Source organism: Nocardia sp. CY41, from assembly GCF_009829325.1.
In the GTDB taxonomy this organism is placed as follows: Bacteria; Actinomycetota; Actinomycetes; order Mycobacteriales; family Mycobacteriaceae; genus Nocardia.
This window is the reverse complement of sequence record NZ_VUOS01000018.1, coordinates 1-22,555: the sequence shown is the minus strand read 5'-3', so window position 1 is coordinate 22,555 and position 22,555 is coordinate 1. Positions and strand designations below refer to the sequence as shown.

Here is a 22,555-nt window from a genome sequence, read left to right as displayed (position 1 = left end):
GAACGATGGACGTACCGGCAGTTGTCGGTCGCGGAGTCGTCGTGAGCGGTTGCCCGGTGGTGGTTGTCGGCTCCGGCTTTGTGGTCGTGGTCGTCGGCTCCGGCTTCATGGTCGTGGTCGTCGGCTCGGGTTGCGTGGTCGTGGTTGTCGGCTCGGGCTGCGCGGACGTGGTCGTGGTCGTTTGCGGATCATGCCCCTCGGTGGTGGGCAGCCGGAAATCCGTCGGCGTGGCAACCGGCCACGCCGGTCTCGGCGTGCTGGGCGGCGGGCCGGGTGCGGTGGGTACCTGCTCCGGTGCCGCGACCGATACCGGCACGGCGCCAAGCAGTCCTGCCAAGGCCGCCGCGACCAGTAGTATTCGCGAGTCGTTTCTCATGATCGCCTCCCCCCGAGACCGGCACGCTCTCGAGGTCCAGTCCGAGTCTGGCCCCTTCCCGCCCTGCACGACGCGAGTAGCTAACTACTCGTTTTCCGGCCCGCTTACCTGCGGCATCGCGCCGAGATCGTCACTGCGCCGGAATCGGCTGCACGTAATCTGACGACTTTGGGCAGCTCAGGATCTCGCTTGGGTATTCGTGGCGTCCAAACCTCGACCTGTCGCATCGCCGATCGTGGCTCGTCTTGCGTCGACCGAGCGCATGCGGCAATTGGTCAGCATTCTCGACTTCATCTCCGCTGGCACATGTCCATACGAGTTCGAGTACCGGCTACGTGTACGCGTCCTGAGCCGTAGCCGAGCACGATCGGGTGAAATCGAGCTCCCGCTCGCTGGACCGGGAAAGGGAGCTCCGCCTCTGGGAGGTCTCCGAGAGGCTGGCCGGAGTCCGCCAGTGCGGCTGAGTGGATCAGAAAAGGCTGGTCTGCGCGGCGACGGGGGCGACGGTGATCGAGTCGTCGAGCTCGATACGTCGTCCGATGAGCTGAGTATCGTTGACCAGCAGTAGTTCTCCGGTCTCGGATCCGTGCCGGCAGGCGATGGTGTGCCCGTGCGCGGTCACCGCGTCGAGGACGTACTCCCCCGGCGCCGCCCCACTGAAATCGACGACGGTCGCGTAGCGGCCTCGCTGCGCGACGGTGCGGTAGAACTCGCTGCCACCCGACCAGGTGGTGTCGGTCCGAGTCGTCCCGGCGGGCAGCACAGCGAGCGCATCGGCGGCCGCGGCGGCTACCGCTGCCTCCACTGCCGCCCACGGAGCCAGCGGCTTGGCCAGGACGCGGGTTTTAGCAGCGCTGCCCACGGCCTGCCGGAAACCGGCTTGTGTCGATACCACCCGTTCCAGTTCGCGCACATGCAAGCCGTCCGGTGAGTCGGCGACGAATCGTGCGGCGAGCGCGCCCTGTTCGTACAGGCGGCGATGCCGGCGTATCGCCGACGCCGTACCCACTTTGGTCAACCCGTCACCGAAATAGGCGATGTAGAGATGGTGCGGCTGCGACACGTAGTCGCGGATCTGCTCGGGCAGTGCGGAAATCGGGCCGCGGTGCGTGTGCACCGCCGTCCACCCCTCCCGTACCCGGCACTGCGGACACTGCCGGCCGCTCTCGACTTGCACGGAATCCGGACACGCTCGCCGCCCTGGGAAACTGCCGAACCCGTGGTATCCCAGGCAGTATCGCGCCGTGTCGCGGACCCGGAACGCCAAGCGCGCGCCCGGAGCGGGCAGACGTTCGGTCGTGCCGTCTGCGCGGATCAGCTCGTAGCACCAGCGACCGCGCTCGTCCCATCGGGTGCCGCCGTACAGCAGGGTATCGGTCGTGGTCATCGGCTCACCGCTTCGCACATCGTGTTGGGTCGTGGTCATCACCATGATGGGTGACGCCGCCGAAAGGTGTTCTGTGCGTGTCGTTATCCCGCACCATCCCACCACGAGCCCGAAGCCGGTCGCTCGCCCGGGACGGCGCAGGCATCGGCCGCGGCGCACGTCGGGTGCCGGTCGTCGATGACACCGACCGGTTGCTGTCGATGTGCGGCCATGACCCGCGCCGGAAGGCACGGGCGGCGCGGGTCATAGTCTGTCGTGATGTCCTCGCCCCGTCTGCGTCACGCGGTGCGCGCGATCGTTCTCGATGCCGACGACCGCATCCTGCTGTGCGGTCACTCCGTGACGGAGCCTGCGGCAACAGTGGTGTGGGCCGCTCCGGGCGGGGGGATCGAACCCGCGGAGGAACCGCTCGCCGCGCTGCGGCGTGAGCTGAGCGAAGAGATCGGCCTCGCGGTCGAGGCGGAACCGCCGCACATCTGGCATCAAGAGGTCGACGCGCCCGACCATGCACCGGGTTTCGACGGCGTGGTCAACGACTTCTACCTTGTCCGGACCACGTCGTTCACCCCCCGCGGCGCGCTGACCGACCAGCAACTGGCGGCCGAGAACATCACGGCATTTCGTTGGTGGCGATTACCGGACATCTCCGGGTACCGCGGCGCCGACTTGTTCGCACCACGCGATCTCGCGACCCTGCTGCAGGCGCTGATGACCGACGGTATTCCGCGCCGCCCGGTGCTACTCGGTCTGTGACGCCGCGCCACCGTCGGGGACATCTTCCGCTCGCTGACCGACCGCGGAGCCGACCCGGTGGGATCAACGGTCCGACACCTCGGACACGTCACCTGCCAACCCTGGATGACACCGGCGGAAGTGCCCGCGTGCTCGTGCCTATCCGGCGACCACCTCGATCTTCGCCTCGTCGACTTCGACATCCGGCGCTGCGGGGTTGGCCTCGGCACGGACGAGGACGCGCGCCTTGTCGATTCCTTCCGACTCCAGTTGGGCCGCGATGTTGTCGCCGCGGGCTTTCGCCAGCGATTTGGCGGCAGCGGCATTCGAGTCCTGGGCGTAAGTCGTGACCTGTATCTTCGTGTCGTTCCCTTTCAGGGGAATCGCGACTGCTTTGATGGTGGCGACGTCCCCCGCGCCGAGATCCGAGCTTCCACTGTCGAAGGTGATCGGCGCGGCAGCGATCGCCGCGTTGATCACGTCCTGGATCTTCTGCTGCGCGGTATCGAGCGCCGAACTCACGACAGAGGACGCCGTCGCGCCCATACTGCTCCGCATATCGTGCGTCGTCTCGCTCGTCGACGTCGTCGAATTCGACCCGCTGTCGGACTCGCACCCAGCGGCCACGATCAGAATCACCGCGGTCGCCGCAATTCCGCTGACGCTTTTCCTGGCTCTCATCGGCCTACTCCCGTATTCGGTGGAGAATTCCGCTTGCGCCTTCGATGCGTGGACACCGGCGCTTCCGCAGGACCGGATCGTGGGTCCCACGGATACGTCGATCGGTGACCCTCGCACGATGATCCTGGCACAGGCAGGCCATCCGGCGTGCCGTTTTCCGCGGCGCTCGGCGATCTCGTCGGGGTGGGTTCGGCTTGCCATCGGAATCGACCAAGTCGACGTGGTTGCCGGGATGTCGGCGTAGCGTTCGTTTCGTCTCCACCGAGACCATTGCGCACTATTCGACATCCTGACGGAACGAGCAGAAGGACAGTGAGCGCGGTGCGGTCCGTGAAATTGTCGGTGGCATTGGCCCGCGAAGTGTCCATCGCGCGTACGCAGGCCGCAACCGGCCGGCTGCGCGGAACGCCGTACGGCCGGACGCTGCGCCGCGTGATCGAGGGGCTGGCCGAGATCCAACTGGTGGATCGGTCTCTGGCGCTCGCCGCCCAGATATTCACCTCGGTGTTGCCGGTGATGATCGCCGCGTCCGTCTTCAGTGGCTGGCATGCGCCGGCGAAGACGATCAACGACCAGTTCGGTTTCGACTCCAGAACGCTGTATTCCGACGGCGGATCCCTGTCCGCCGATCCGGCGATAGCCGCGTTCGGTGTGGTCGGCCTGCTGATGGTCCTGCTCGGCGGTACCTCGTTCGCGCGGGCTCTCGCGCGGGTGTACGAGGCGGTCTGGAAGGTTCCCGCGATCGGTCCGCGAGAGGCGTGGCGGTGGCTGGTCGCGCTACTCGCGGTGGCGCTCGCCGCCGGGCTGGTGGGGCAGATACGTGACCTCGAGCAAATCCGCTACGCCGGTCGGCTGCTCGCCCTGCTCGGCGAGGTGGTCATCTGGGTGTTCGTCTGGATGCTCGCTCCTTATCTTCTGACGAAGGGAGCGCTGACCGGGCGTCTGTTGTGGGTGTCGGGGATGCTCACCGCGATCGGCTTGACCGCGGTGCACGCGGCGGGCCGGGTCCTCTTGCCTCGGATCACGACGAACGCCCAAGAGCATTTCGGTCCGTTGGGTCTGGCATTCACCTCGGTGAGTTGGCTTTTCGTCCTGTCGGTGGTGATCGTCGGCGCCGCATCGATCGTCAAGGCACTGGCTCTGGACGAGACCACGATCGGCCGCTACCTGCGCGGCCGGGACAACGGCGACGGCGAACGACGCTAGCCGGGCGCGTACATCCGAGGCCGCCCCAGTCATCGCTCGGCTTCGGGCTCGGCTTTTCCTGACGAGAACTGGTCCTTCCCGTTGCGCAGGGCTACCGGCCGGCGAGGCAATAGGCCGGTGCCGAACAACGCCGCGATCGCGAGCAGGGCGGTGACCGCGAACGCCGCTTGCAAAGCCTCCAGGCGGGCGTCGGAGTTGACGGCGAGAACGGCGTCGGCGGTGGCGTCATCGATACCGGCGCTGTCGAGCGCGGCCACCAACTGGCTGTCGGACAGGAACGGTACCCCGGCAGCCAGCTCCGTGGTGGCTTGTTCTTGCACGGACACCGGAACAGCCGGATTGTTCTGGATGCCGCTGACGACGCTCGAAGTGAGGGTGGCGATCAGGATCGACCCGATCAACGCGGTGCCGAGGGACGCGCCGAGAGTGGTGGCGGTGTTCTGTAGTCCCCCGACTTCGGAGCTCCGCGAATCCGGCACGGCGGACACCGTGACGGCGCCCAGTTGCGAGGCCAACGCACCCAGACCCAGTCCCATCAGCAGCATCGGGATGGACACGACGCCCGCGTTGGCGCCCGGGTCCATCCCGGCCGCCAGGATCAGAACGCCGATGATCATCGCGATCAGACCCAGCCGAACGACCCGGCGCGGGTCGGCATGTGGCCGGAACCGGGGAATGCCCGCCGCCGCCAGGACGAGCGCGACCGACAACGGAAGGATCCGCACACCGGTCTCGAGCGCGCTGAGTTCGAGCACCACCGACAAGAACAGCGGCACGGCGAAGAACACTCCGGCTTGCACGGTGAACTGCGCGAAGAACATGCTGGAGCCGCCGACGAGTTGCCGGTTCCGCAACAGACTCGGATCGACGAGCGGATCGCGGCCCCGCCGCACCAGAGACGTCTGTCTGCGCAGGAACAAGTACAAGGTCAGCAGGCCACCGATCAACAGCCAGATGACCGGCGACAGACCGAGCACGGCCGGTCCGTCGGACTCCGCCCGTACCCACCCCCATTCGCTCGATCGCAATACCCCGTATACGACCGAGCCCAGACCGATCACCGACAGAAGCGAGCCGACGACATCCAGCCGGACCCGGCTCGCGGGGGCGTCCTCGACCCGGCGCAGGACCAGCAGGATCAACACGACGATGACGACCTCGCCGAAGAAGACGTACCGCCATGACGCGAACGTCGTCACGGCGCCACCGAGCAACGGGCCGACGGCGACCGCCATCGCCCCTGCCGCCGCTATGAGACCGTAAGCCGCGGAACGACGTTCGGGCGCGAAGTTCCCGGCGACGAGGGCGACGATCGCGGGCATGATCAGGGCGGCACCGATTCCCTCCAGGAGCGACCACCCCACCAGGAGGGTCGTCAGGTTCGGGGCGAGACCGGTGATGAACGAACCGGCGCCGTAGACGACGAGGCCGAGCCCGAACGTCCGGCGCCGGCCGAGGATGGCGCCCACTTTGCCACCCGTGATCATCAATGAAGCCATGACCAGCGTGTACAGGGTGATCGCGGTCTGGATGCCGGTGATCGTGGTACCGAGATCCTGGGCGACAGTGGCCATGGAGACATTCATCACGGAGCTGTCGAGCGTCATCAAGAACTGCCCCGACGCCAAGACGGCCAGTACGAGCTTGCTCGACCTCACTGTCGGCGCCGACGACATCGGATGCTCCTCTCCTGGACAAAACCTGGTTCACCGGTGGCGGGCAGCAGCGACTCCTCTGCGGACGCCACGAAGACGGCCGCAGCGAATGCCGTGCGCCCGCACCAACGCCGGGCGCGGGGCACCGCGTCGGCGGGAACGACTCGGTCGCCGTGCACCGATCTATACCCCGGGTCGGGCGATTATCGTGCCGTCATCGATCGCCTTGCGCAGCGCGGCGTGATCGCGGGCGTTCTGGTCGGCGTAACTCTCGGCGAACACGGACATCGCTTCCTCGAAGTCGTCGTCCGTGCCGAGGTAGCCGGCGATCGCGAATCGGTCACCGGCGCGGGCGTGGGCATGGGCGAGAACGCGTGCGCACAGCCTGCCGTAGCGAGTCATCAGTTCGGGAGACATGGTCTGGATATCGGCGGATCCTTTGCCGTCGCGCAGTTGACGGACGTAGTAGTCCCGCACCGCTCCGTCTTCGCCCGCACCCTGCTGCCAGCCCAGGAAGATATCGCCGGCAGCTTGCATCAGCCGCTGCCCGGCCACGACCCGTTCGCCTTGGCCGGTGAACGACGGACCATCGAGGTGCTTCGCGAGAACCGATGGCTGGGCTTCCTTGACCTGGAGGAACAGCGGGTCGTCGCCCGGCCCGCGGAGCAGGATGATCCAGGCCCGGGTGCCCACGCTGCCCACGCCGACGACCTTCCGCGCTGCCTGAACGTATTCGAATCGGTCGAACAAAGCCCGGCAGTTGGGCGGCAGCGTGTCGCGGTAGTGGCCGAGCCGTTCGATCAGTGCCCGGTTCACCTGCGCGGCGTCGGCGCCGGTGAAGATCTCCTCGACAGGGACGATCAGCGGCGGCATGCTCGTGATCCTCGGCTGCCCGTCCACCACGGTGGTCAGCTTGGACAAGGCCTGGACGCTGTCTCGGCGCCAGGACTTGTCGACCGTCTTCTTGATGCGTTTCCTGGTCGGCGAATCGAGAACTTCGCGCAGTTCCTCGAATTGGGTCTCGGCATCGATGTGCGCGTACCAGACCGCGAGCTCTCCGCGCGCGGACTGGGAGTTCATGATTTCGCGGTACTCGGCGGCGCAGGCCCGCAGGTACTTTCTGCGTTGTTTGCCGCTGTGGTCGTTGTCGCGCCCGGCGACCGCGAGGCTCGCGACGAGTCTTCGGACGTCCCATTCGAAGGGGCCGGGGTAGGTTTCGTCGAAGTCGTTCAGGTCGAAGGCAAGGTTGCGTTCCGGTGTCGCGAAGAGGCCGAAATTGGCGAGGTGGGCGTCCCCGCACAGTTGAGTGATCAAGCCGGTGGCCGGGGCGCGGGCGAGATCCTCGGCCATGACCACGGCGGCGCCGCGGTAGAACGCGAACGGCGCGGCGGCCATTCGCCCGTAGCGCACCGGAACCAGTTCTGGAATTCGCGTCGCGGCCTGGACTTCGAGCAGTGCGAGCGGGTCGCGATCAGTGCTGGGCTCGAATTCGGCCATCCCGCCGACGGGTGTTCGGCGCCGTGCCGATCTGCCGTATTCGGCGCGCTCGGCCCTGGTCCATCGGTCGCGCGCGGCTGTGCGCACGTCAGGCTCCGCGGCGGGAGGAACCGTCTCGATCGGTCATGGCCGCGACCCACCGTGGGAGAACTCGCTCGAGCGCTGTTCGCTGGAGACGTCCGGTTTCCAGGTGGTGACCGCCCAGATCACAACGATGTCGAGTGCGATGATCAATACCGACCACCACGGGTAATACGGCAGCCACAAAAAGTTCGCGAGAATGGAAATCGACGCGATGACGATCGTCGCGATTCTCGCCCAGCGCGCTCCCGTGAACAACGCGAGCCCTACCGCCAGCATCAGCGCTCCGAGCGCGATGTGGATCCAGCCCCACGTGGTGAAATCGAACTTGTAGGTGTACTCGACGCCTACGACGAAGACCTCGTCCTCCGCCACCGCCGCAATGCCTTGGAACAACTGCAGTAGACCGACGGTGACAAGAATGATCGCGGCCCCGATCGAGGTTCCTGCCGCGACTCCCTGCTTGACCGATGAATTCTCGGACATGATGCGCTCCCTTCCTCGACGAGCCGCTCGGATATGCGCGATTCTGCACCGGGTGCACTCCCCACGTGCGCGGGATCGCGTAACTGCGGCTCGATCGCGACCCAACCCGAGGAAGCCGGCGAAGAGCACGTGGACGCCGCTTCGCGGGGGTGCCCGATTCCGCGCCCCAGTGGGATCAGTGGGTCAGGATGATCTTGACCGCCACGACGGTCGTGGCCGTGCAGGCCAGCAGGACCGCTCCCAGCAGCGTCGAACGCCGGGGTCGCTCGCCGTGGAGTCGGCCGATGACGAACACGATTCCGCCGATCCGCACCAGCATGGCCGACTCCGCGAGCACCTGCGCGAGACGCGGTTCGATCCACCCGACCGCCGCGGCCGCCAGGATCGCGCAGGGCAGCACGGCCGAGCTGAGGATGGGCACGGAGTCACGTAGGTCCGCCCATCGTTCCTGAGGCGACAAGCCATGGCTCTGGCGCACCGATTGACCCACGCCTTCAGCGAAAGCATGTGCGATGAACGTCGAGAGGGCTGTTCCGAGGACGACCAAGATGCCGACGTGGTCGGCGGACGGCGTGACCGGGATCAATGCGGCGAGGATGAGGACGTTGCCGTAGACGTATGCGCTGATCCGGCTCGCCGCGTTTCGGCGGTCGAGCGGAACGCTGCGGGTGAACAGCGGCCCGTGCAAGAGCTGGTGTCTGCTGCGTTCCATCGGTCCTCACAACGTTCGTCGGGGCGATCCCGGGTCCCAGTGCCGACGCGATCGAGATTCTCGGATGATTGCTGGTCCATTCAATCCTCATGCCTTGCTGGGCATAGTCGAAAGCAAGACATGGACGAGGTGCAACTTCGGAGGAAGTGGAGACTGTCAGCGCGATCGCCGCAGATTTGCCGATGAGCGGAACTTCTTTCTTCAGTCCCACCCGTTCGGCGACGGCGCGGCGCACACTGTGAAGACAGTTCTTCCGGAGAGGAGGTGCCGACGCTCGGGCGGGCCACGTCCGGCCATCCGGTTGTCCCCGGTACGAAGGAGCGAGTTGTGAACGCCTACCCACCGATCGCCGAGCACGGCATCGTCGGCGACCTGCAGACTACGGCACTGGTCTCGTCTGCGGGCACGATCGACTGGTGGTGCACGCCGCGGTTCGATTCCCCCAGCATCTTCGCGTCGATACTGGACAGCGAGCGGGGCGGGCATTGTCGGCTGGCCGCCGATCTCGCGACGGAGGACGTGGCGATCCGCCAGCTCTACCTGCCGGACACGGCCATTCTCGTCACGCGATTCATGGCGCCCGAAGGCGTCGGCGAGGTCGCCGACTTCATGGAGCCGATCCAGGATTCCGAACCCACCGACCGACATCGGCTGGTGCGCCTGGCCCGAGTGGTGCGGGGAAGTCTGCCGCTCACCCTCGCCTGCCGCCCACGATTCGACTACGGACGCGCGGGGCACAGCTTGGAGCAGCTCGGCGACCGGGCCGCGGTCTTTCACGGTCCGGGCACGGATCTGCATCTGCAGGCCACCGAACCGGTGCAGCTGCAGACCGAGGACGACGACGTCACCGCTCGTTTCACGCTCTCGGAGGGGCAGACCGCCGTCATCGTACTCACCAGCATGGCGAGCGGTGGTTCGGCGCCGCCGCATCCTTCGCGCGAGGACACCGCCACCGCTTTGGAACAGTGCCGCAGTTTCTGGCAGTCATGGTTGCGCTCGTCCACCTACCGGGGCCGGTGGCGGGATATGGTCAACCGTTCGGCGATCACGTTGAAGCTGCTCACCTACGCACCCACCGGTGCGCCGATCGCCGCGGCCACGATGGGTCTGCCGGAGCAACTCGGCGGCGAACGCAACTGGGATTACCGCTACACCTGGGTCCGCGATGCGTCCCTGTCGGTCCGGGCCCTGATCGACCTCGGGTTCACCGAGGAGGCATTGGCGTTCCGGCGCTGGATGCGTGACCGCCTCGACGCCGGCGACACGGCGTCCGGCGAGCCGCTGCAGATCATGTACCGCATCGATGGTGACCCGCATCTGGAAGAGGAGGTGCTCGACCATCTCGAGGGCTACGGCGGTTCCGCACCGGTGCGGGTCGGCAACGCGGCGGCCGACCAGATCCAACTGGATATTTACGGTGAGGCCGCCGACGCCCTGGCTCAATCGTCGGACATCGGCAGCATCTGGGGGTGGCGGTCGTTCGCCGACCTCCTCGACTGGTTGACCGAGCACTGGGACCGGCCCGACGAGGGTATCTGGGAAACACGCGGCGGCCGGCAGGAATTCACCTACAGCCGACTGATGACATGGGTGGCTTTCGATCGGGGCATCCGGTTGGCCACCGAATACTCCCGGCCGGCCGATGTGGCTCGCTGGATCCAGGTGCGGGACGCGGTGTTCGCCCAGATCGTCGAACGCGGCTGGAGCGCGAAGCGACAAGCCTTCGTGCAGCACTACGCCACCGATGTGCTGGACGCTTCCCTGTTGCTGATGCCACGCATGGGGTTCCTGTCACCCCGGGATCCGGCCTGGCTGAGCACTCTCGACGCGATGGACGACGAACTGGTGCGAGACAGCCTCGTCTACCGCTACGACCCGGAGGCATCTCCGGACGGTCTGCGCGGCGTGGAAGGCACCTTCAATCTGTGCAGCTTCCTGTATGTCGAGGCTCTTGCCAGGGCCGGCCGGGTGACTCGAGCGCGGTATGCCTTCGACAAGATGCTCACCTACGCCAATCATGTGGGGCTCTTCGCCGAGGAGATCGGTCCCTCCGGCGAGCAGCTGGGCAACTTCCCCCAGGCGTTCACCCACCTGGCCCTGGTCGCGGCCGCCATGGCCCTCGATGACGAACTCGATCGCGCCGAGGCCCCGTCCCCGGCCACGTCCGGATAAGCACGTACAGCCGGATGGCTGACAGCGCTGTGTCCACCCCGCCCCGCGGAGCGCTCGTTCCGCTGGCGCTCGCGCAGTTCATCTGCAGCTTCGCGGGTTCGAACATGAACGTGATGATCAACGACATCAGCGCCGACCTGAACACCACGGCGCAGGGCGTGCAGATCGTCATCACGATCTTCTTGCTCGTCATGGCGGCGCTGATGATTCCCGGTGGCAAACTCACCGACCGCTACGGCCGCAAACGCTGTTTCGAACTGGGTCTGATGATCTACGGTGTCGGCGCGATACTGAGCGCGCTCGCGCCAGGGCTGGGTGTGCTGATCCTGGGCAATTCGATCCTCGAAGGTGTCGGCACCGCGTTGCTGATCCCACCGGTGTACATCCTCACCACTCTGTTGTTCACCGGCACCGCCTCGCGGGCACGGGCATTCGGCGCGATCATGGCGCTGGGTGGCATCGGCGCGGCGGCGGGACCGTTGCTCGGCGGTGTCATCACCTCCACGTTCGGCTGGCGAGCCGCATTCGCGTTCCAAGCGCTGGTCGTCGCCTTGATCGTGCTGCTCGGTCGGCGCATCGCCGACCCCTTGCCCGCGGACCCGGCCCGGGCGTTCGACGTCGGTGGCGCAGTGCTGTCGGCGGCCGGTCTGATCCTGCTGGTGACGGGCATCCTGGCGGCCGACGACAACGGCTGGCTCATGCTCGCCCTGCTGGTGCTCGGCGCGGCTGTTCTGGGGTACTTCTATCTGCACATCCGGGCACGGGAACGGTCCGGACGCGAGCCGCTCATCTCGACCGGTCTGTTCCGCAACCGCATCTCCAACCTGGGGCTGATCACCGAACACATCCAGTGGCTGCTGTTGATGGGAACGTCGTTCGTGGTGGCGGCCTACCTCCAGGTTGTGCGGGGATACAACGCGATTCAGACCGGCGTGATCTTCACAGCGGCCACCCTGGGCCTGCTGGTGTCGTCATTGGCCGCCGCACGGCTGGCGCGGCGGCGTGCTCAGCGCACCCTGATCATGGCGGGGTTTCTCGTGACCATCGCCGGCATCGGCGTGCTGATCGCGCTCGCAGGGACTTTCGCGCACCCGTGGGCGTTCGCGCCCGGGCTGCTGCTGATCGGGCTAGGGCTCGGTGTCATGCTGACCCCGGCGGTCGATGTCGTCCAGTCCAGTTTCGGTGAGGACGAGCAGGGCGAAATCTCGGGGCTGTCGCGCAGCGTGTCCAACCTCGGCTCCTCGCTCGGCACCGCTATCGCGGGCACCATCCTCGTAGCCGGGCTCACGGCTCACGCCTATGCCGCTGCGATGATCGTCTTGGCCGCCATCGCGGTGGCCGGATTCTTTGCCGGAGCGATGCTGCCTCGACAAGCCGCCGCGGCCGCCACGAGCCCGGGAGCCGGGTGACGGACGCATCGTCACCCATCGGCTGTTCGGCGAATCGGTCAGGATTCGAGAATTCTGGCCTTCTCCGCTTCGAACTCGGCATCGGTGAGCACACCTTGCGCCTTGAGCTGGGCAAGTTCCTTCAATGCCGTGATCCGGTCCATTCCCGCGCCGCCGCCCGAGGACGGCGCGGGCGCGGGCTGCGGTGTCGCATACTGCGCTTCAGGTGCGTACTGCGCATCCTGTACCGCCCAGCGCTGTCCCTGCCGTCGGGAGACGCGATTGGAGACGGCGGTCGCGGTTCCGGCGACCATGGCGGTGCGGGCTACGCCGCGGAGCAGTCCAGGCATCACACTCTCCTTCAGTTCTCCGTCTCGACGACATCGAGGGACGACAAGATGCTCTGTACGGGGATCCGACCGGCGGCAACGAGTTCGGCGCCGTTGCGGCGCAGCGCGGACGCGAACGGCGCCGCCCACCTGTTCTCGTACACGAGTATCGCGGCCGAACATCCCGGCTCGAGCGCGGCGCCGGCCTCCCTGCGGTCGGCGTCGTCGAGCAGGCCGGATCCCGCCTCGGCGAACAGGGTGATGTCGAAGGCTCCTTCGAGACCGACATCGGCTATGTCGATTCCGGAGAGTGAGCCGTCGGTGTCCTTGCGGACGAACGCCAGATCCAATACGCGGATAATGCCACGCTCGACGAGGTCGCGCAGCAAGGGCAGCGCCGAACCGTTCGGAGGTCTATCGGCCGGGAATTCGATCACGAGATAGTCGATCGGGCCTAACACGTCGATATCGGTTTCCGTCACTGTAGCCCACTTTCGTTACAGAAAGGAAGTCGTAGCAGCCCGACTCTTGCGAAGCTCGCTGAAAATTCATCCCGTCCGAGTGTCGCCGGTAGGAGAAGAATCTGCGAATTATCGGCGCGGGCAGTGCTAATGTCAGTGTCAGCGTACGCCGCTGATCGCCACCAGGTCATTATTTTTCGGCTCGGTTCGGGAGCGCTGACCGGATTCGATCCGAAATATTTCAGCGCATGCCTTCGATGCGAATGCTGTCCCGAAAAGACTGCGTACCAGCTGCTGTGCTCGACTCGATCACCGCTTTCGGCATCTAGGGCCCTCTCGAGCTGGAACCCTCAGCTCACCGCGCCCTCGGCGGTTCGCCCGCCGAGACCGGGGTGGCGCCGCCCTCGCCCGAGACCAGGGTGGCGCCACCCGACCCGACCGCACGATCGCGGTCGCCTCGGTTGGTCGTGACCGACCGAGGCAGCGGCATCGGCCGCCGACACTGTCGATCTCGGTGACCGAGCGGCGAACAACCCGTATCCGTTCTTGCAGTGAGGATACCGATGGCTTCCGATGCGCCGGATAACGCACCCGACGGCAAGTTGAGCGCCGACGAGCGCGCCGAACTGGAGCGGCTGCGTGTGGAGGTGGCTGCGCTGCGAACCAAGGGCCGCGGTGCGGAGCCACCGGTTCGCCGTCCGCCGCGGCATGCGTGGCGCTGGACCGCGGTAGCGATCTTGACGGTGCTGGTCGCTGTTCTCGCGATCACCACGGTGGTGTCGCGGTTCGTGCGCGGCGAGGTGCTCGACACCGATCGGTACTTGAGCACGGTGGCGCCACTCGGCTCGGATCCGGTGTTGCAGACGGAGGTCTCCAATACGGTCACCGATGAGATCTTCGCCCGCGTCGACATCGAAGGCCTCACCGCGGACGCGCTCGCCGCACTCACCGACGCGGTCCCGGCGACCGCGAACCGGCCACGGGTGGATCGTGCGGTCGAAGGGCTGGCGCCCGTGATCACGCAGCAGGCCCGCGGCTTCGTCAACGACACCGTGCTGTCCTTCGTGCGCAGCGACCAGTTCGAAGACTTGTGGCTGCAAGCCAACCGCACCGCCCACACCGCGTTGGTGGCGGTGGCCACCGGGCATGTCGGCCCCGAGTCGGTGACCGTCGACGAGAACGGCACGGTGACCCTCTCCCTGCGCACGGTGATCGAGAACGTCAAAGGCCGGCTGCTCGACCGCGGATTCACCTTCGCCGAGAAGATTCCCGCGGTCGACAAACAGTTCGTGTTGTTCCGATCCCCGGAACTGGTCCGGGCACAGCACGCGGTCGACAATCTCGACAAAGCTGCGGCAGTGCTGCCGTGGGTGACGATCGCGGCCGCCGTGGCCGCGATCGCCGCGGCGCCTGCGGGGCGTCGCAGGCGCGCCTTGGTCTTCGTCGGCGTCGCGCTCGCGGCAGGCATGCTGATCCTGGCCATCGCGTTGATCGTGGCGCGGGCCCTGTATCTGGACGAGATCCCGGCCGACGTGCTGGCACCGGAGGCGGCCACCGTGATCGCCGACACGGTGCTCCTGCCACTGCGGACCGCGTTGCGCGGAGTCGCCGTGCTCGGCCTGGCGATCGCACTGGTCGCTTACCTCAGCGGCGGTTCGGCTTCGGCCACGGCGATACGCCGTCAGTTCGGGCGCGGGATGGACTCGGTGCAGCAGCTGCGGCGATCGCGTCCGCCGAATCGAGTGGAGATGTGGGCCTTCCGAGCCCGCACGGCGCTGCGCTGGACGATTGTCGGCGTCGCCGCGCTCCTGCTGGTCTTCTGGCGCTACCCCACCGGGCTCGTGGTGGTGTGGATCATCCTCGGCGCGCTGCTGGCGTTGCTCGCGCTGGAACTTCTGCTTCGCCCTGTCCTCGCCTGGGAACAACGCGGGACGAACCGCGATGCCGAGGCCACGGTGCGGGCCGACACCTAGTCCGAGACTCAGGTGGGTTCCCTGCTGTTCCACCCCTGCGGTGCGGTTCAGGTCAGATTCGGCCGGGCCGCCAGGTAGTAACGGCCCAGATCACCACCACATTCAAGGCGATCACCACCGTCGACCACCACGGGTAGTACGGCAGCCATAAGAAATTGACCAGGATCGATAGCGCGGCGAGAAAGACCGCGATCACCCGCGCCCACATGGCTCCGGCGATCAGTCCGACTGCCGCGATCACTATCAAGATCCCGAGAACGAGATGGATCCAACCCCAGCTGGTGGTGCTGAACTCATACGTGTAGTTGGGCCCGGACACGAGAACCTCGTCTTTGGCGAGGGCGGAGATTCCCTGCAAGATCGACAGGATCCCGGCGGAGAGCAGAAGCACTGCCGCGCCGATCGACGTTACCGCGGCGACCGCCTGTTTGACGGAATGCTCGTCGGTTGCTGACATTGCCGTTCACCTCTTCTCGTCGGCGATGTGAGGGATTCTCCAGTTGCGGTATGCCGCATCCGCTTCGCAGGGAGCGCTGGCCGCCGCGAACGGGTTACGTAGGTAGCGCAGCGGAGGTGCCTGCGCAGGAACTGGAATCGTGGTGGACTGAGGGACGCGTCCGTGCCTCTCGGGTCGTCTGGCACACCCGGGTTCGATCGGCCCTCGGCGCCCATGCAACGGCCGCCGCTACCGGCTCGCCTCATCGGATAAGAATAACTCAGCGACATCTTGGCTACCCCACAATCAGGTGTCGGGCGCTCCCCCGCGCCACCGAGCGACCCAGGCGCTCATCGAGTCGCGCGAGCAATCGACCGCCCATGTCGGCGGCCGACGGGAAAATGCGGATCACTGGATGAACCCTCGAACAGCCTCCGCCGCAGTAGTGCAACCGCAGCGGACTGCGGGGTTCCCTGCTACCGCGGCCTCGCTATCCCCTCCCGTATTCCCGGATCGCCTGCGCGCGACCGGGTTCGACCGCGCGATGATCGAGGAGCCGTAATCCGCCGATGACCATCGAGCTCTCCCTCGCTCTCAGGCTTATTGCTTCTTTGTTCGAATCGAAATCAACGCGGTATCGAATAGATTCCGAGGAGCGCCCACCGGGTCTGCGACTCCTGGTAACGACAGCTGGGTAAGCCCGGTCTCCGGTACCGCAGACTTGCTCGGCGGCGATGCCTACGTGGCGATATCATCAGCGCCGCACGTCGACGATCACGTTTCAGCGGAGCGCTGGACAGCCGGACCTCCGGTACCTCGGCAAGAGTCGCCGACTCATGTACCGAATTTCGAACAATTCCGTCGTTCTGTGGCGCCGATGTCGCTCTGTGCTTATTTTCGAACTGCGCTCCTATGCTGTCACCGTAACGAAGGTCTGTTTTCGCCCCAGCGGCCGACCGGCGGTTCGATCTACTTCACAGCCGGAATCCACCGCCTGCTACGAAACGGGAAAGATCCGCCACAGGAGGTTCACAACATGGATTCGTTCTGGGATTACGTGTGGTACACGATCCTCGTGTTCGCCTTCGTGGCGTACCTGATCGTGCTGTTCCAGATTCTCGTGGATCTGTTCCGCGACCACTCCGTATCCGGCGTCGCCAAAGCGCTGTGGGTGATAGCCCTGGTGATATTCCCCTACCTCACGGCCTTGGTGTACCTGATCGTCCGCGGGCGCGGCATGGCGCTGCGCGCCCAACGCGCACAGGCGGAGGCGCAGAAGGCGACGGATCAGTACATCCGGGAGGTGGCGGGTAAGTCCCCCGCCGAGAGCATCGCCGACGCCAAAGCCCTCCACGACTCCGGTGTCATCACCGACGCGGAATTCGAGCAACTGAAAGCTCAGGCGCTGGGGCGTCCCGCGTCGGCGCACAACGCGCCGACCGGCCAGTGACGCGACGGCCCGACCTGATGCACGACCGGGGCGAGAAGTCTACTCATGTCAGGCGAGTGGGCACGGTGCGATGTTGGTGCTGTGTACCCGAACGCGGGGCTGTTCGGCGACGGAGTCCGGTCTTCGCCGTCTGGTCCGTTGCCGCGTGAGAATCACGACGACGGCGCATCCGATCAACCCGACCACGACAACCCCGAGCAATGGACGACCGGTCCGGTGCGCGATGATCGCGGCGGCATAGCCGAGGCCGGCGAAACCAGCCACGCATGCTCTGCGAGCGGCCGTCCGCCTGTGTGATGCCGTTTGGCCGGACGAGATTCGCCGACGGCGAACCAGTCGTCCAACTAGCCGAGCCGTCTCCAGGTGAGGTTCAGGCGTGCGAGTTCGGCCGACTCTTCAGTAGAGAGCGCGGCGCGGCCGCCGGCTTTGGCCAACGCAGTCCGGCGGTCCCAACCCAGGTGGGTGGCGGCGGGCTCGATCTGCAAGAAGTCACACACTACCGCAGCGGCTTCCGGTGCGGTCCATGCCGGCACGCCGAGCGCGATGGCGATGTCGAGGCCGTGCAGAACCAGTTCCACTACGCGGGTGATCATGAACTCGCGCAACTGGATCCCGTCGCCCCATCGGGTGGTGACCAGGCGGTCGGAGGGTTGCCCCGATATCGCCGTGTCGGTCTGCCGCCAAGTGTCATCGAATGCCGCGGCGAGTGGCGGATGACGACGGCGGCGCCGGTCAGCGGGATTCTCCTGCAGAACTTCGACCACCGGAGTCGGTCGGGCTGATTGCGACTCCCGAAGCGGGGCGGGCGCGCGTCCGAGTGGCTGCGCGCCCGCCGCGGAGCGATCTACGGCCTCAGCGCTCTCGCAGGCCGCATCGGGCCGATCGCCGGGATGGTCAGCGCTGCCGTCCACGCCATGACGTCGGCAGGATGGAAGCATCCGGTCGGCGTCGGCACCCGGTGGAACATCAGCCCGCCCGCCGCAGACTCACCATGGGAAAGTCGACCGGGACCGCGAGAGCGACGTTGAGGTAGTTGGTGAACAGGTTGAGCGCGACCTGTCCGATGACCTCGACGATGTGCTCGTCGCTCCAGCCCTGATCACGCAGCGCCTGCACGTCCTCTGCCGTGACCTGGCCGCGCTCTTCCACCAACTTCAGCGCGAAGCCCAGGAGTGCGGCAGTCCGAGGGTCGTCGGACCGGCCCGTCTGCGCGGCTTCCAGCGCCGCACGGCTCAACCCGGCCTTGCGTCCGAGAGCGGTGTGTGCGGCCAGGCAGTACTCGCAGGAGTTTCGGTTGGCGACAGCCACGGCGATCTGCTCGCTCAGCGCCGGCCCCAGGGCACCGCCGCTGAAGGCGCCGAACGACGCCCACATGCTGGTCAGAGCCGCGGGCGAGTTCGCGACGGCTCGGAACATGGCGGGCACGGTGCCGAACGCGGCATGGACACGATCGAGCTGGTCCTTGACGGTTCCGGTCGCGGACTCGCGATCGACAAGGGGGACGAAAGACATGGAGTGCTCCTCGGGTCGTGATTCGGACGACGCCCCGGCAGTGTCTTGCCGGGCGACGCACTCTCAGACTTCCTGGCTCACATGGACTTATTGAGTCGTATCATCTCGATTTCTTACCAGATCGTCTGCCATCCTTGGTCTGTGTCTTCACTCGACCAGCTTTCGCCCCTACTCGAACGCTTCCGGGTGCGAACCCGCCTGTTCCATGCCGGACCGTTGTGTGGCGTAACGACCTTCGACGCACAACCGGGGCGAGGCTTCCTCCATGTGCTCCGATGCGGTGAGATGGAGGTGACGCACCGTGGTGTCGGCGGTCGGCTGGAAAAGCGACAGATCGATAAGCCCAGCCTGCTGTTCTACCCACGCCCGCTGGACCATGCCTTTCACAACGCACCCACCGAGGAGTCCGACTTCGCCTGCGCGACGCTCGACTTCGACGGCGGCCCGACCCACCCTCTGGTGCGCACGCTCCCTCCCGTGATCGTGCTCCCGCTGGACGCAGTCGACACTCTCGAACCAGCGCTCGATCTGCTGTTCGCAGAGATCGACCATGTGCGGTGCGGTCGAAAAGTGCTCGCCGATCGGCTCTTCGAAGTTGTCCTCATCCAGCTGTTCCGCTGGATACTCGACCACGCCGACGAACTCGCGCTGCCCACCGGGCTGCTGACAGGGCTCTCCGATGAAAGCCTCGCCCGCGCACTCGTCGCCATCCACGAGTCGCCTGGGCGACCCTGGACGCTCGCTGCGATGGCGCGCGAAGCGCGCATGTCCCGCAGTTCTTTCGCCGCCCGGTTCAAAGAGATGGTGGGGCAGCCCCCCGCCGAGTATCTGACCGGGTGGCGGATCACGGTCGCTCAGGACCGGCTACGCGCTGGCGCCTCGGTTGCCCACACGGCCGCGGAACTCGGGTACGCCACCCCTCCGGCATTCTCGCGGGCGTTCACGCAAAGAGTGGGATGCTCGCCACGCGCATGGTTGGCGACTGCCCGCTGAGTCAGCCGCAAGCATAAGCCTCGCCGCTGCTGAGTCACCCTTCCCGGACACTGTTGCTAGGGGTGGCGACGGCGGGCGCTTTCGGGCGCCACGAGCGGCTCGTAGTGCTCGGTGTACAGCTTCGCGACCAGTTCTCCCCGACTCGCTACGGAAACCTTCTGGAAAATCGTCTTCACATGGTCTCGGACGGTGTGCGGCGACAAGAACAATCGGCTCGCGATCTCAGTGGTGGACAGCCCGCGCGCGATCAGTTCGGTGACTTCGCGCTCCCGGGATGTCAGCTCGTAGGCGGCGATGACCAGCGTGGCGATCTCCGACACCGGCGCGGGCCCGATCGTCATCGCGGTCATCTCCGCGGTGCCATCGGCACCGCGCAGGCACGAGGCATGACACACCAGCCATCCGCCGGTCACCGCGCGCATGCGGATTCGCGCATTCCCACCCGTCTCGCGCGCACGGCCGACGGTGCTACGAATCCACACCGGCAGGGGCAGGTCGATCCCGGACGGCGTCGCCGCGCGGGGGCCCGGCGGCATATCGGCGAGGAAGCGGCGGGCCTCGTCATTGATCGAGGCCAGGTTTCCCGCACGGTCGAAAAGCAGCATCCCCGGCGTATCGGAGGACCGACGCGGCGGCTCCGCCGATTGGGCGTACGCGCGCAGCCGCTGCGCCATCGGACTCGACAACGAGCCGACCATCGCGATCTCCTCGGCCCGGAAGGGCGCTCGACCGCGCTCGCGGAACAGACTCAGCTGTCCCCACGGCCTGCCATCGACCCGGAACACGGCACGCAGTTCGTCGTCGAAGCCTCTCGGCCGCATGAAGTCTCGATACAACGGACTCGACAACGGACGATCACCGGTTGCCTCCCGTAATCCGGCAGCCGGCACCGGAGACTTCGTCAAATGCCGAAAGGGATTGACGGCATCGGCGAGGAATTCCGATTCCCAGTAGATGCCGCAGCCGCCCTGCTGGAGGTTTTCGATCCGCACCGGCGCGGCGGTCAACCCGTTGATCGGATCAGTGGCAACCCAAACGGCCGCGTCGAAGGGCGCGATGCGGCGCAGGCGGTCCGACGTCACGGCGAACAGGCGCACCGCGTCGGACGCCGCGGCGATTCCAGCCAGGAGACCACCCGACGGATCACTGGTCGACCTGCTCATGCCCGCCATGATTCCCGCGCACGAGGAGTCCGACAACCCCTCACCTGAGGGGTGGTCGGACGGTCTCGGAACCCCCCGATCGAGGGATGGGATGTCGCACGGTGACCCGCAATTCTGGTCGACGTACGTCCTGACTCGAAAGGGAATCGACCATGCATATCGGAATCGTCGGCGCAGGAATGGCTACGGTGGCCCTGCTCGACGCGCTCGCCGGCTCGGCCGCGAAGCCGGGCGAAATCACGGTGTTCGAGAGTTCATCCGCCGTCTGGCGCGGCCGCGCATACCAACGCGACCAGGACTCCGTGCGAGTGAATGCACCACCGATGGCCATGACCGCCCGTGGCGGAGACTTGGATCATTACCTGCGTTGGTTGCGGGAACGCCCGGAACTCGCCTGTTACCTCGACGAAGGACTCGGCCTACCGGTCGTTCCGCGCGCGGTGTACGGACGATACCTGGAACACACCGCACATACCGCCATCGCCGACCTGCGCGAGAACGGGTGGCGGGTGAGCGTCGTCAATTCCGGCGTCACCGGGTTCTCTCGACACCCTGTAGCCACCTTGCGCACCGCCGCCGGCGGCGCGTACACCGTGGATCGCGCGGTGCTGTCCATCGGCGGCGGGCAGCCACACGACAGCTATGGGCTGGCCGACACGCCGGGTTACGTGCATGAGCCGTACCCCTTGCACCGCAGATTGGCAGGAGTTCCCGCGGACCGGCACGTCGCTGTCATCGGCAGCGGATTGACCGCCGTCGACATCGTCACCGGGCTGGTCTCCCGTGGACACACCGGTCCGATCACCCTGATGTCGCGAAGCGGCGTGCTGCCCGCCGTACAGCAACGTCCCATCCCATATGAGCCGCGGTATCTGACACCCGAATACGCGTTGCGACGAGTTCGCGACAACCAAGGGCAGGTGACACTCACCATGCTGATCGAACTGATGAAGGCGGAACTCTCCGAGCTGGGGCACGATTTCCGGACACTGACCGATGAGGTCATCGGCAACGACACCGAACCTCCCGTGCAACGGCTGCGGCGCCAGCTGTCCTTGGTTGCGGACCCGCATCAGGGGCGGCGACTGCTCGGCCGGGCCATCCGAACCGTCGCGCCTGCGGTGTGGCCGATGTTTCGCGAGCAAGACAAGGCCCTGCTGCGCGGCACACACTTCCGCACCATCAATTGCCTGAGTTCACCTATGGTGCCGCACAATGCGAATATCCTGCTGCGCCTGCTGGATTCCGGCCAGGTACGGCTGCGAGCGGGACTGCAGAAGATCCACCCGCACTCCCGCACCGGATTCACCGTGACCGACGACACCGAATGGACCGCCGACGTGGTGATCAATGCCGTCAACCCACCGGCCTACACTGTGCCACAGGCTGCCGAGGGGTTGGTGCGTTCGCTCCTGACCTCCGCGTCCGCCGAACGGCACCCGTTCGGCGGCCTGACCACCGAACCCGGCACCGGCAAGCTTCTCATCTCCGGTCGGCCCCGAGACATGTGGTACGCACAGGGCAATATCGCGAGCACCTCGACTTTCATTGCGACCGACCCCACAGGTCTCGCGCACGAGGCGGCGCGACTCGCCCGCGCTCTCATCGCGTAGTGCTTAGAGCTCCTATCAGGTTCGGTTGCGGAGTCTTCGCCAGCAGATGAGGGCGGCGGCGAGGTCGAGGAATCCTTGGTGGATGTCGGTGCGTCGTTCCCAGCGGGTGGCCAGGCGGCGGTACCGGTGTAGCAGGGCCAGGGATTGTTCGACGATCCATCGCCCTGTCACCTTGTCGCGGGTGCCGCGGCGCGGGATGTGCCCGGTGATACGACGTTGCCGCAGGTCGGCATACACGCGCGGATAGTCGTA

21 protein-coding genes and 1 pseudogene are annotated in these 22,555 nt (G+C 66.4%); 9 read left to right on the top strand and 13 right to left on the bottom strand.

The features are described from left to right. The first annotated feature begins 5 nt into the window (after nt 1-5). On the top strand, nt 6-539 hold the full coding sequence (locus tag GVY64_RS19880; RefSeq protein ID WP_159843601.1) for a hypothetical protein: 534 nt from the start codon (nt 6-8) through the stop codon (nt 537-539). 306 nt (nt 540-845) lie between these two features. On the opposite strand, the gene GVY64_RS19875 is transcribed toward GVY64_RS19880, so the two are convergent. Further along, complete coding sequence (locus GVY64_RS19875) at nt 846-1,763, bottom strand: DUF2797 domain-containing protein (RefSeq protein WP_159843599.1); 918 nt, start codon at nt 1,761-1,763, stop codon at nt 846-848. A 258-nt stretch (nt 1,764-2,021) separates the two neighbouring features. Here GVY64_RS19875 and GVY64_RS19870 point away from each other — a divergent pair, with 258 nt between their 5' ends. Continuing rightward, nucleotides 2,022-2,516 (top strand): NUDIX domain-containing protein, encoded by a 495-nt coding sequence (locus GVY64_RS19870; protein ID WP_159843597.1) that lies wholly within the window; start codon nt 2,022-2,024, stop codon nt 2,514-2,516. A gap of 138 nt (nt 2,517-2,654) precedes the next feature. On the opposite strand, the gene GVY64_RS19865 is transcribed toward GVY64_RS19870, so the two are convergent. Continuing rightward, nucleotides 2,655-3,176 carry an OmpA family protein gene (locus GVY64_RS19865; RefSeq protein WP_159843594.1) on the bottom strand — a complete coding sequence of 174 codons (522 nt, stop codon included), beginning with the start codon at nt 3,174-3,176 and terminating at the stop codon, nt 2,655-2,657. Between the two features lie 321 nt (nt 3,177-3,497). Here GVY64_RS19865 and GVY64_RS19860 point away from each other — a divergent pair, with 321 nt between their 5' ends. After that, nucleotides 3,498-4,382 (top strand): hypothetical protein, encoded by an 885-nt coding sequence (locus GVY64_RS19860; protein WP_236567001.1) that lies wholly within the window; start codon nt 3,498-3,500, stop codon nt 4,380-4,382. Nucleotides 4,383-4,411: 29 nt separating this feature from the next. Here the strand turns inward: GVY64_RS19860 and GVY64_RS19855 are convergent, their stop codons facing one another. From GVY64_RS19855 to GVY64_RS19840, 4 genes are all read right to left on the bottom strand, one after another. Next, on the bottom strand, nt 4,412-6,058 hold the full coding sequence (locus GVY64_RS19855) for an MFS transporter (RefSeq protein ID WP_159843592.1): 1,647 nt from the start codon (nt 6,056-6,058) through the stop codon (nt 4,412-4,414). Between the two features lie 162 nt (nt 6,059-6,220). Continuing rightward, nucleotides 6,221-7,621 carry a DUF2252 domain-containing protein gene (locus GVY64_RS19850; protein WP_236567000.1) on the bottom strand — a complete coding sequence of 467 codons (1,401 nt, stop codon included), beginning with the start codon at nt 7,619-7,621 and terminating at the stop codon, nt 6,221-6,223. A 36-nt stretch (nt 7,622-7,657) separates the two neighbouring features. Continuing rightward, the gene (locus GVY64_RS19845; protein WP_159843590.1) at nt 7,658-8,101 is read right to left on the bottom strand and encodes a DUF7144 family membrane protein; all 444 of its coding nucleotides are present in this window, start codon (nt 8,099-8,101) and stop codon (nt 7,658-7,660) included. A 175-nt stretch (nt 8,102-8,276) separates the two neighbouring features. Further along, a complete protein-coding gene (locus GVY64_RS19840; protein WP_159843588.1) occupies nt 8,277-8,813 on the bottom strand; it encodes a hypothetical protein in 537 nt (178 codons plus the stop codon). A gap of 327 nt (nt 8,814-9,140) precedes the next feature. On the opposite strand from GVY64_RS19840, the gene GVY64_RS19835 reads away from it, so the two are divergent. Continuing rightward, nucleotides 9,141-10,985, top strand: coding sequence for a glycoside hydrolase family 15 protein (locus GVY64_RS19835; protein WP_159843586.1), 1,845 nt, complete (start codon nt 9,141-9,143; stop codon nt 10,983-10,985). 14 nt (nt 10,986-10,999) lie between these two features. Then, the gene (locus tag GVY64_RS19830) at nt 11,000-12,394 is read left to right on the top strand and encodes an MFS transporter (protein WP_159843584.1); all 1,395 of its coding nucleotides are present in this window, start codon (nt 11,000-11,002) and stop codon (nt 12,392-12,394) included. A gap of 38 nt (nt 12,395-12,432) precedes the next feature. Here the strand turns inward: GVY64_RS19830 and GVY64_RS19825 are convergent, their stop codons facing one another. Both GVY64_RS19825 and GVY64_RS19820 read right to left on the bottom strand, forming a co-directional pair. Then, nucleotides 12,433-12,723 (bottom strand): SHOCT domain-containing protein, encoded by a 291-nt coding sequence (locus GVY64_RS19825; RefSeq protein ID WP_159843582.1) that lies wholly within the window; start codon nt 12,721-12,723, stop codon nt 12,433-12,435. Nucleotides 12,724-12,734: 11 nt separating this feature from the next. Continuing rightward, nucleotides 12,735-13,184: a DUF6325 family protein gene (locus tag GVY64_RS19820; protein WP_159843580.1), complete on the bottom strand. Its 450-nt coding sequence runs from the start codon at nt 13,182-13,184 to the stop codon at nt 12,735-12,737. A 542-nt stretch (nt 13,185-13,726) separates the two neighbouring features. On the opposite strand from GVY64_RS19820, the gene GVY64_RS19815 reads away from it, so the two are divergent. Beyond that, entirely contained in the window at nt 13,727-15,136 is a 1,410-nt protein-coding gene (locus tag GVY64_RS19815) for a hypothetical protein (protein WP_159843578.1), read from the top strand. Nucleotides 15,137-15,188: 52 nt separating this feature from the next. Here the strand turns inward: GVY64_RS19815 and GVY64_RS19810 are convergent, their stop codons facing one another. Then, complete coding sequence (locus GVY64_RS19810; protein WP_159843576.1) at nt 15,189-15,593, bottom strand: DUF7144 family membrane protein; 405 nt, start codon at nt 15,591-15,593, stop codon at nt 15,189-15,191. 1,015 nt (nt 15,594-16,608) lie between these two features. Here GVY64_RS19810 and GVY64_RS19805 point away from each other — a divergent pair. After that, nucleotides 16,609-17,022, top strand: a complete 414-nt coding sequence (locus GVY64_RS19805) for an SHOCT domain-containing protein (protein ID WP_159843574.1) — start codon at nt 16,609-16,611, stop codon at nt 17,020-17,022. 344 nt (nt 17,023-17,366) lie between these two features. On the opposite strand, the gene GVY64_RS19800 is transcribed toward GVY64_RS19805, so the two are convergent. After that, a complete protein-coding gene (locus GVY64_RS19800; protein WP_236566999.1) occupies nt 17,367-17,786 on the bottom strand; it encodes a maleylpyruvate isomerase N-terminal domain-containing protein in 420 nt (139 codons plus the stop codon). Nucleotides 17,787-17,988: 202 nt separating this feature from the next. Then, nucleotides 17,989-18,534, bottom strand: a complete 546-nt coding sequence (locus GVY64_RS19795) for a carboxymuconolactone decarboxylase family protein (protein WP_159843570.1) — start codon at nt 18,532-18,534, stop codon at nt 17,989-17,991. 81 nt (nt 18,535-18,615) lie between these two features. Here GVY64_RS19795 and GVY64_RS19790 point away from each other — a divergent pair, with 81 nt between their 5' ends. Then, nucleotides 18,616-19,527: an AraC family transcriptional regulator gene (locus GVY64_RS19790; RefSeq protein ID WP_236566998.1), complete on the top strand. Its 912-nt coding sequence runs from the start codon at nt 18,616-18,618 to the stop codon at nt 19,525-19,527. 56 nt (nt 19,528-19,583) lie between these two features. Here GVY64_RS19790 and GVY64_RS19785 read toward each other — a convergent pair whose 3' ends face one another. Next, nucleotides 19,584-20,690: a helix-turn-helix transcriptional regulator gene (locus GVY64_RS19785; RefSeq protein WP_159843568.1), complete on the bottom strand. Its 1,107-nt coding sequence runs from the start codon at nt 20,688-20,690 to the stop codon at nt 19,584-19,586. 152 nt (nt 20,691-20,842) lie between these two features. On the opposite strand from GVY64_RS19785, the gene GVY64_RS19780 reads away from it, so the two are divergent. Next, nucleotides 20,843-22,303, top strand: coding sequence for an FAD/NAD(P)-binding protein (locus GVY64_RS19780; protein WP_159843566.1), 1,461 nt, complete (start codon nt 20,843-20,845; stop codon nt 22,301-22,303). Nucleotides 22,304-22,318: 15 nt separating this feature from the next. On the opposite strand, the pseudogene GVY64_RS19775 reads toward GVY64_RS19780, so the two are convergent. Then, nucleotides 22,319-22,555 (bottom strand): annotated as a pseudogene (locus tag GVY64_RS19775) (IS5/IS1182 family transposase); the annotation flags it as partial.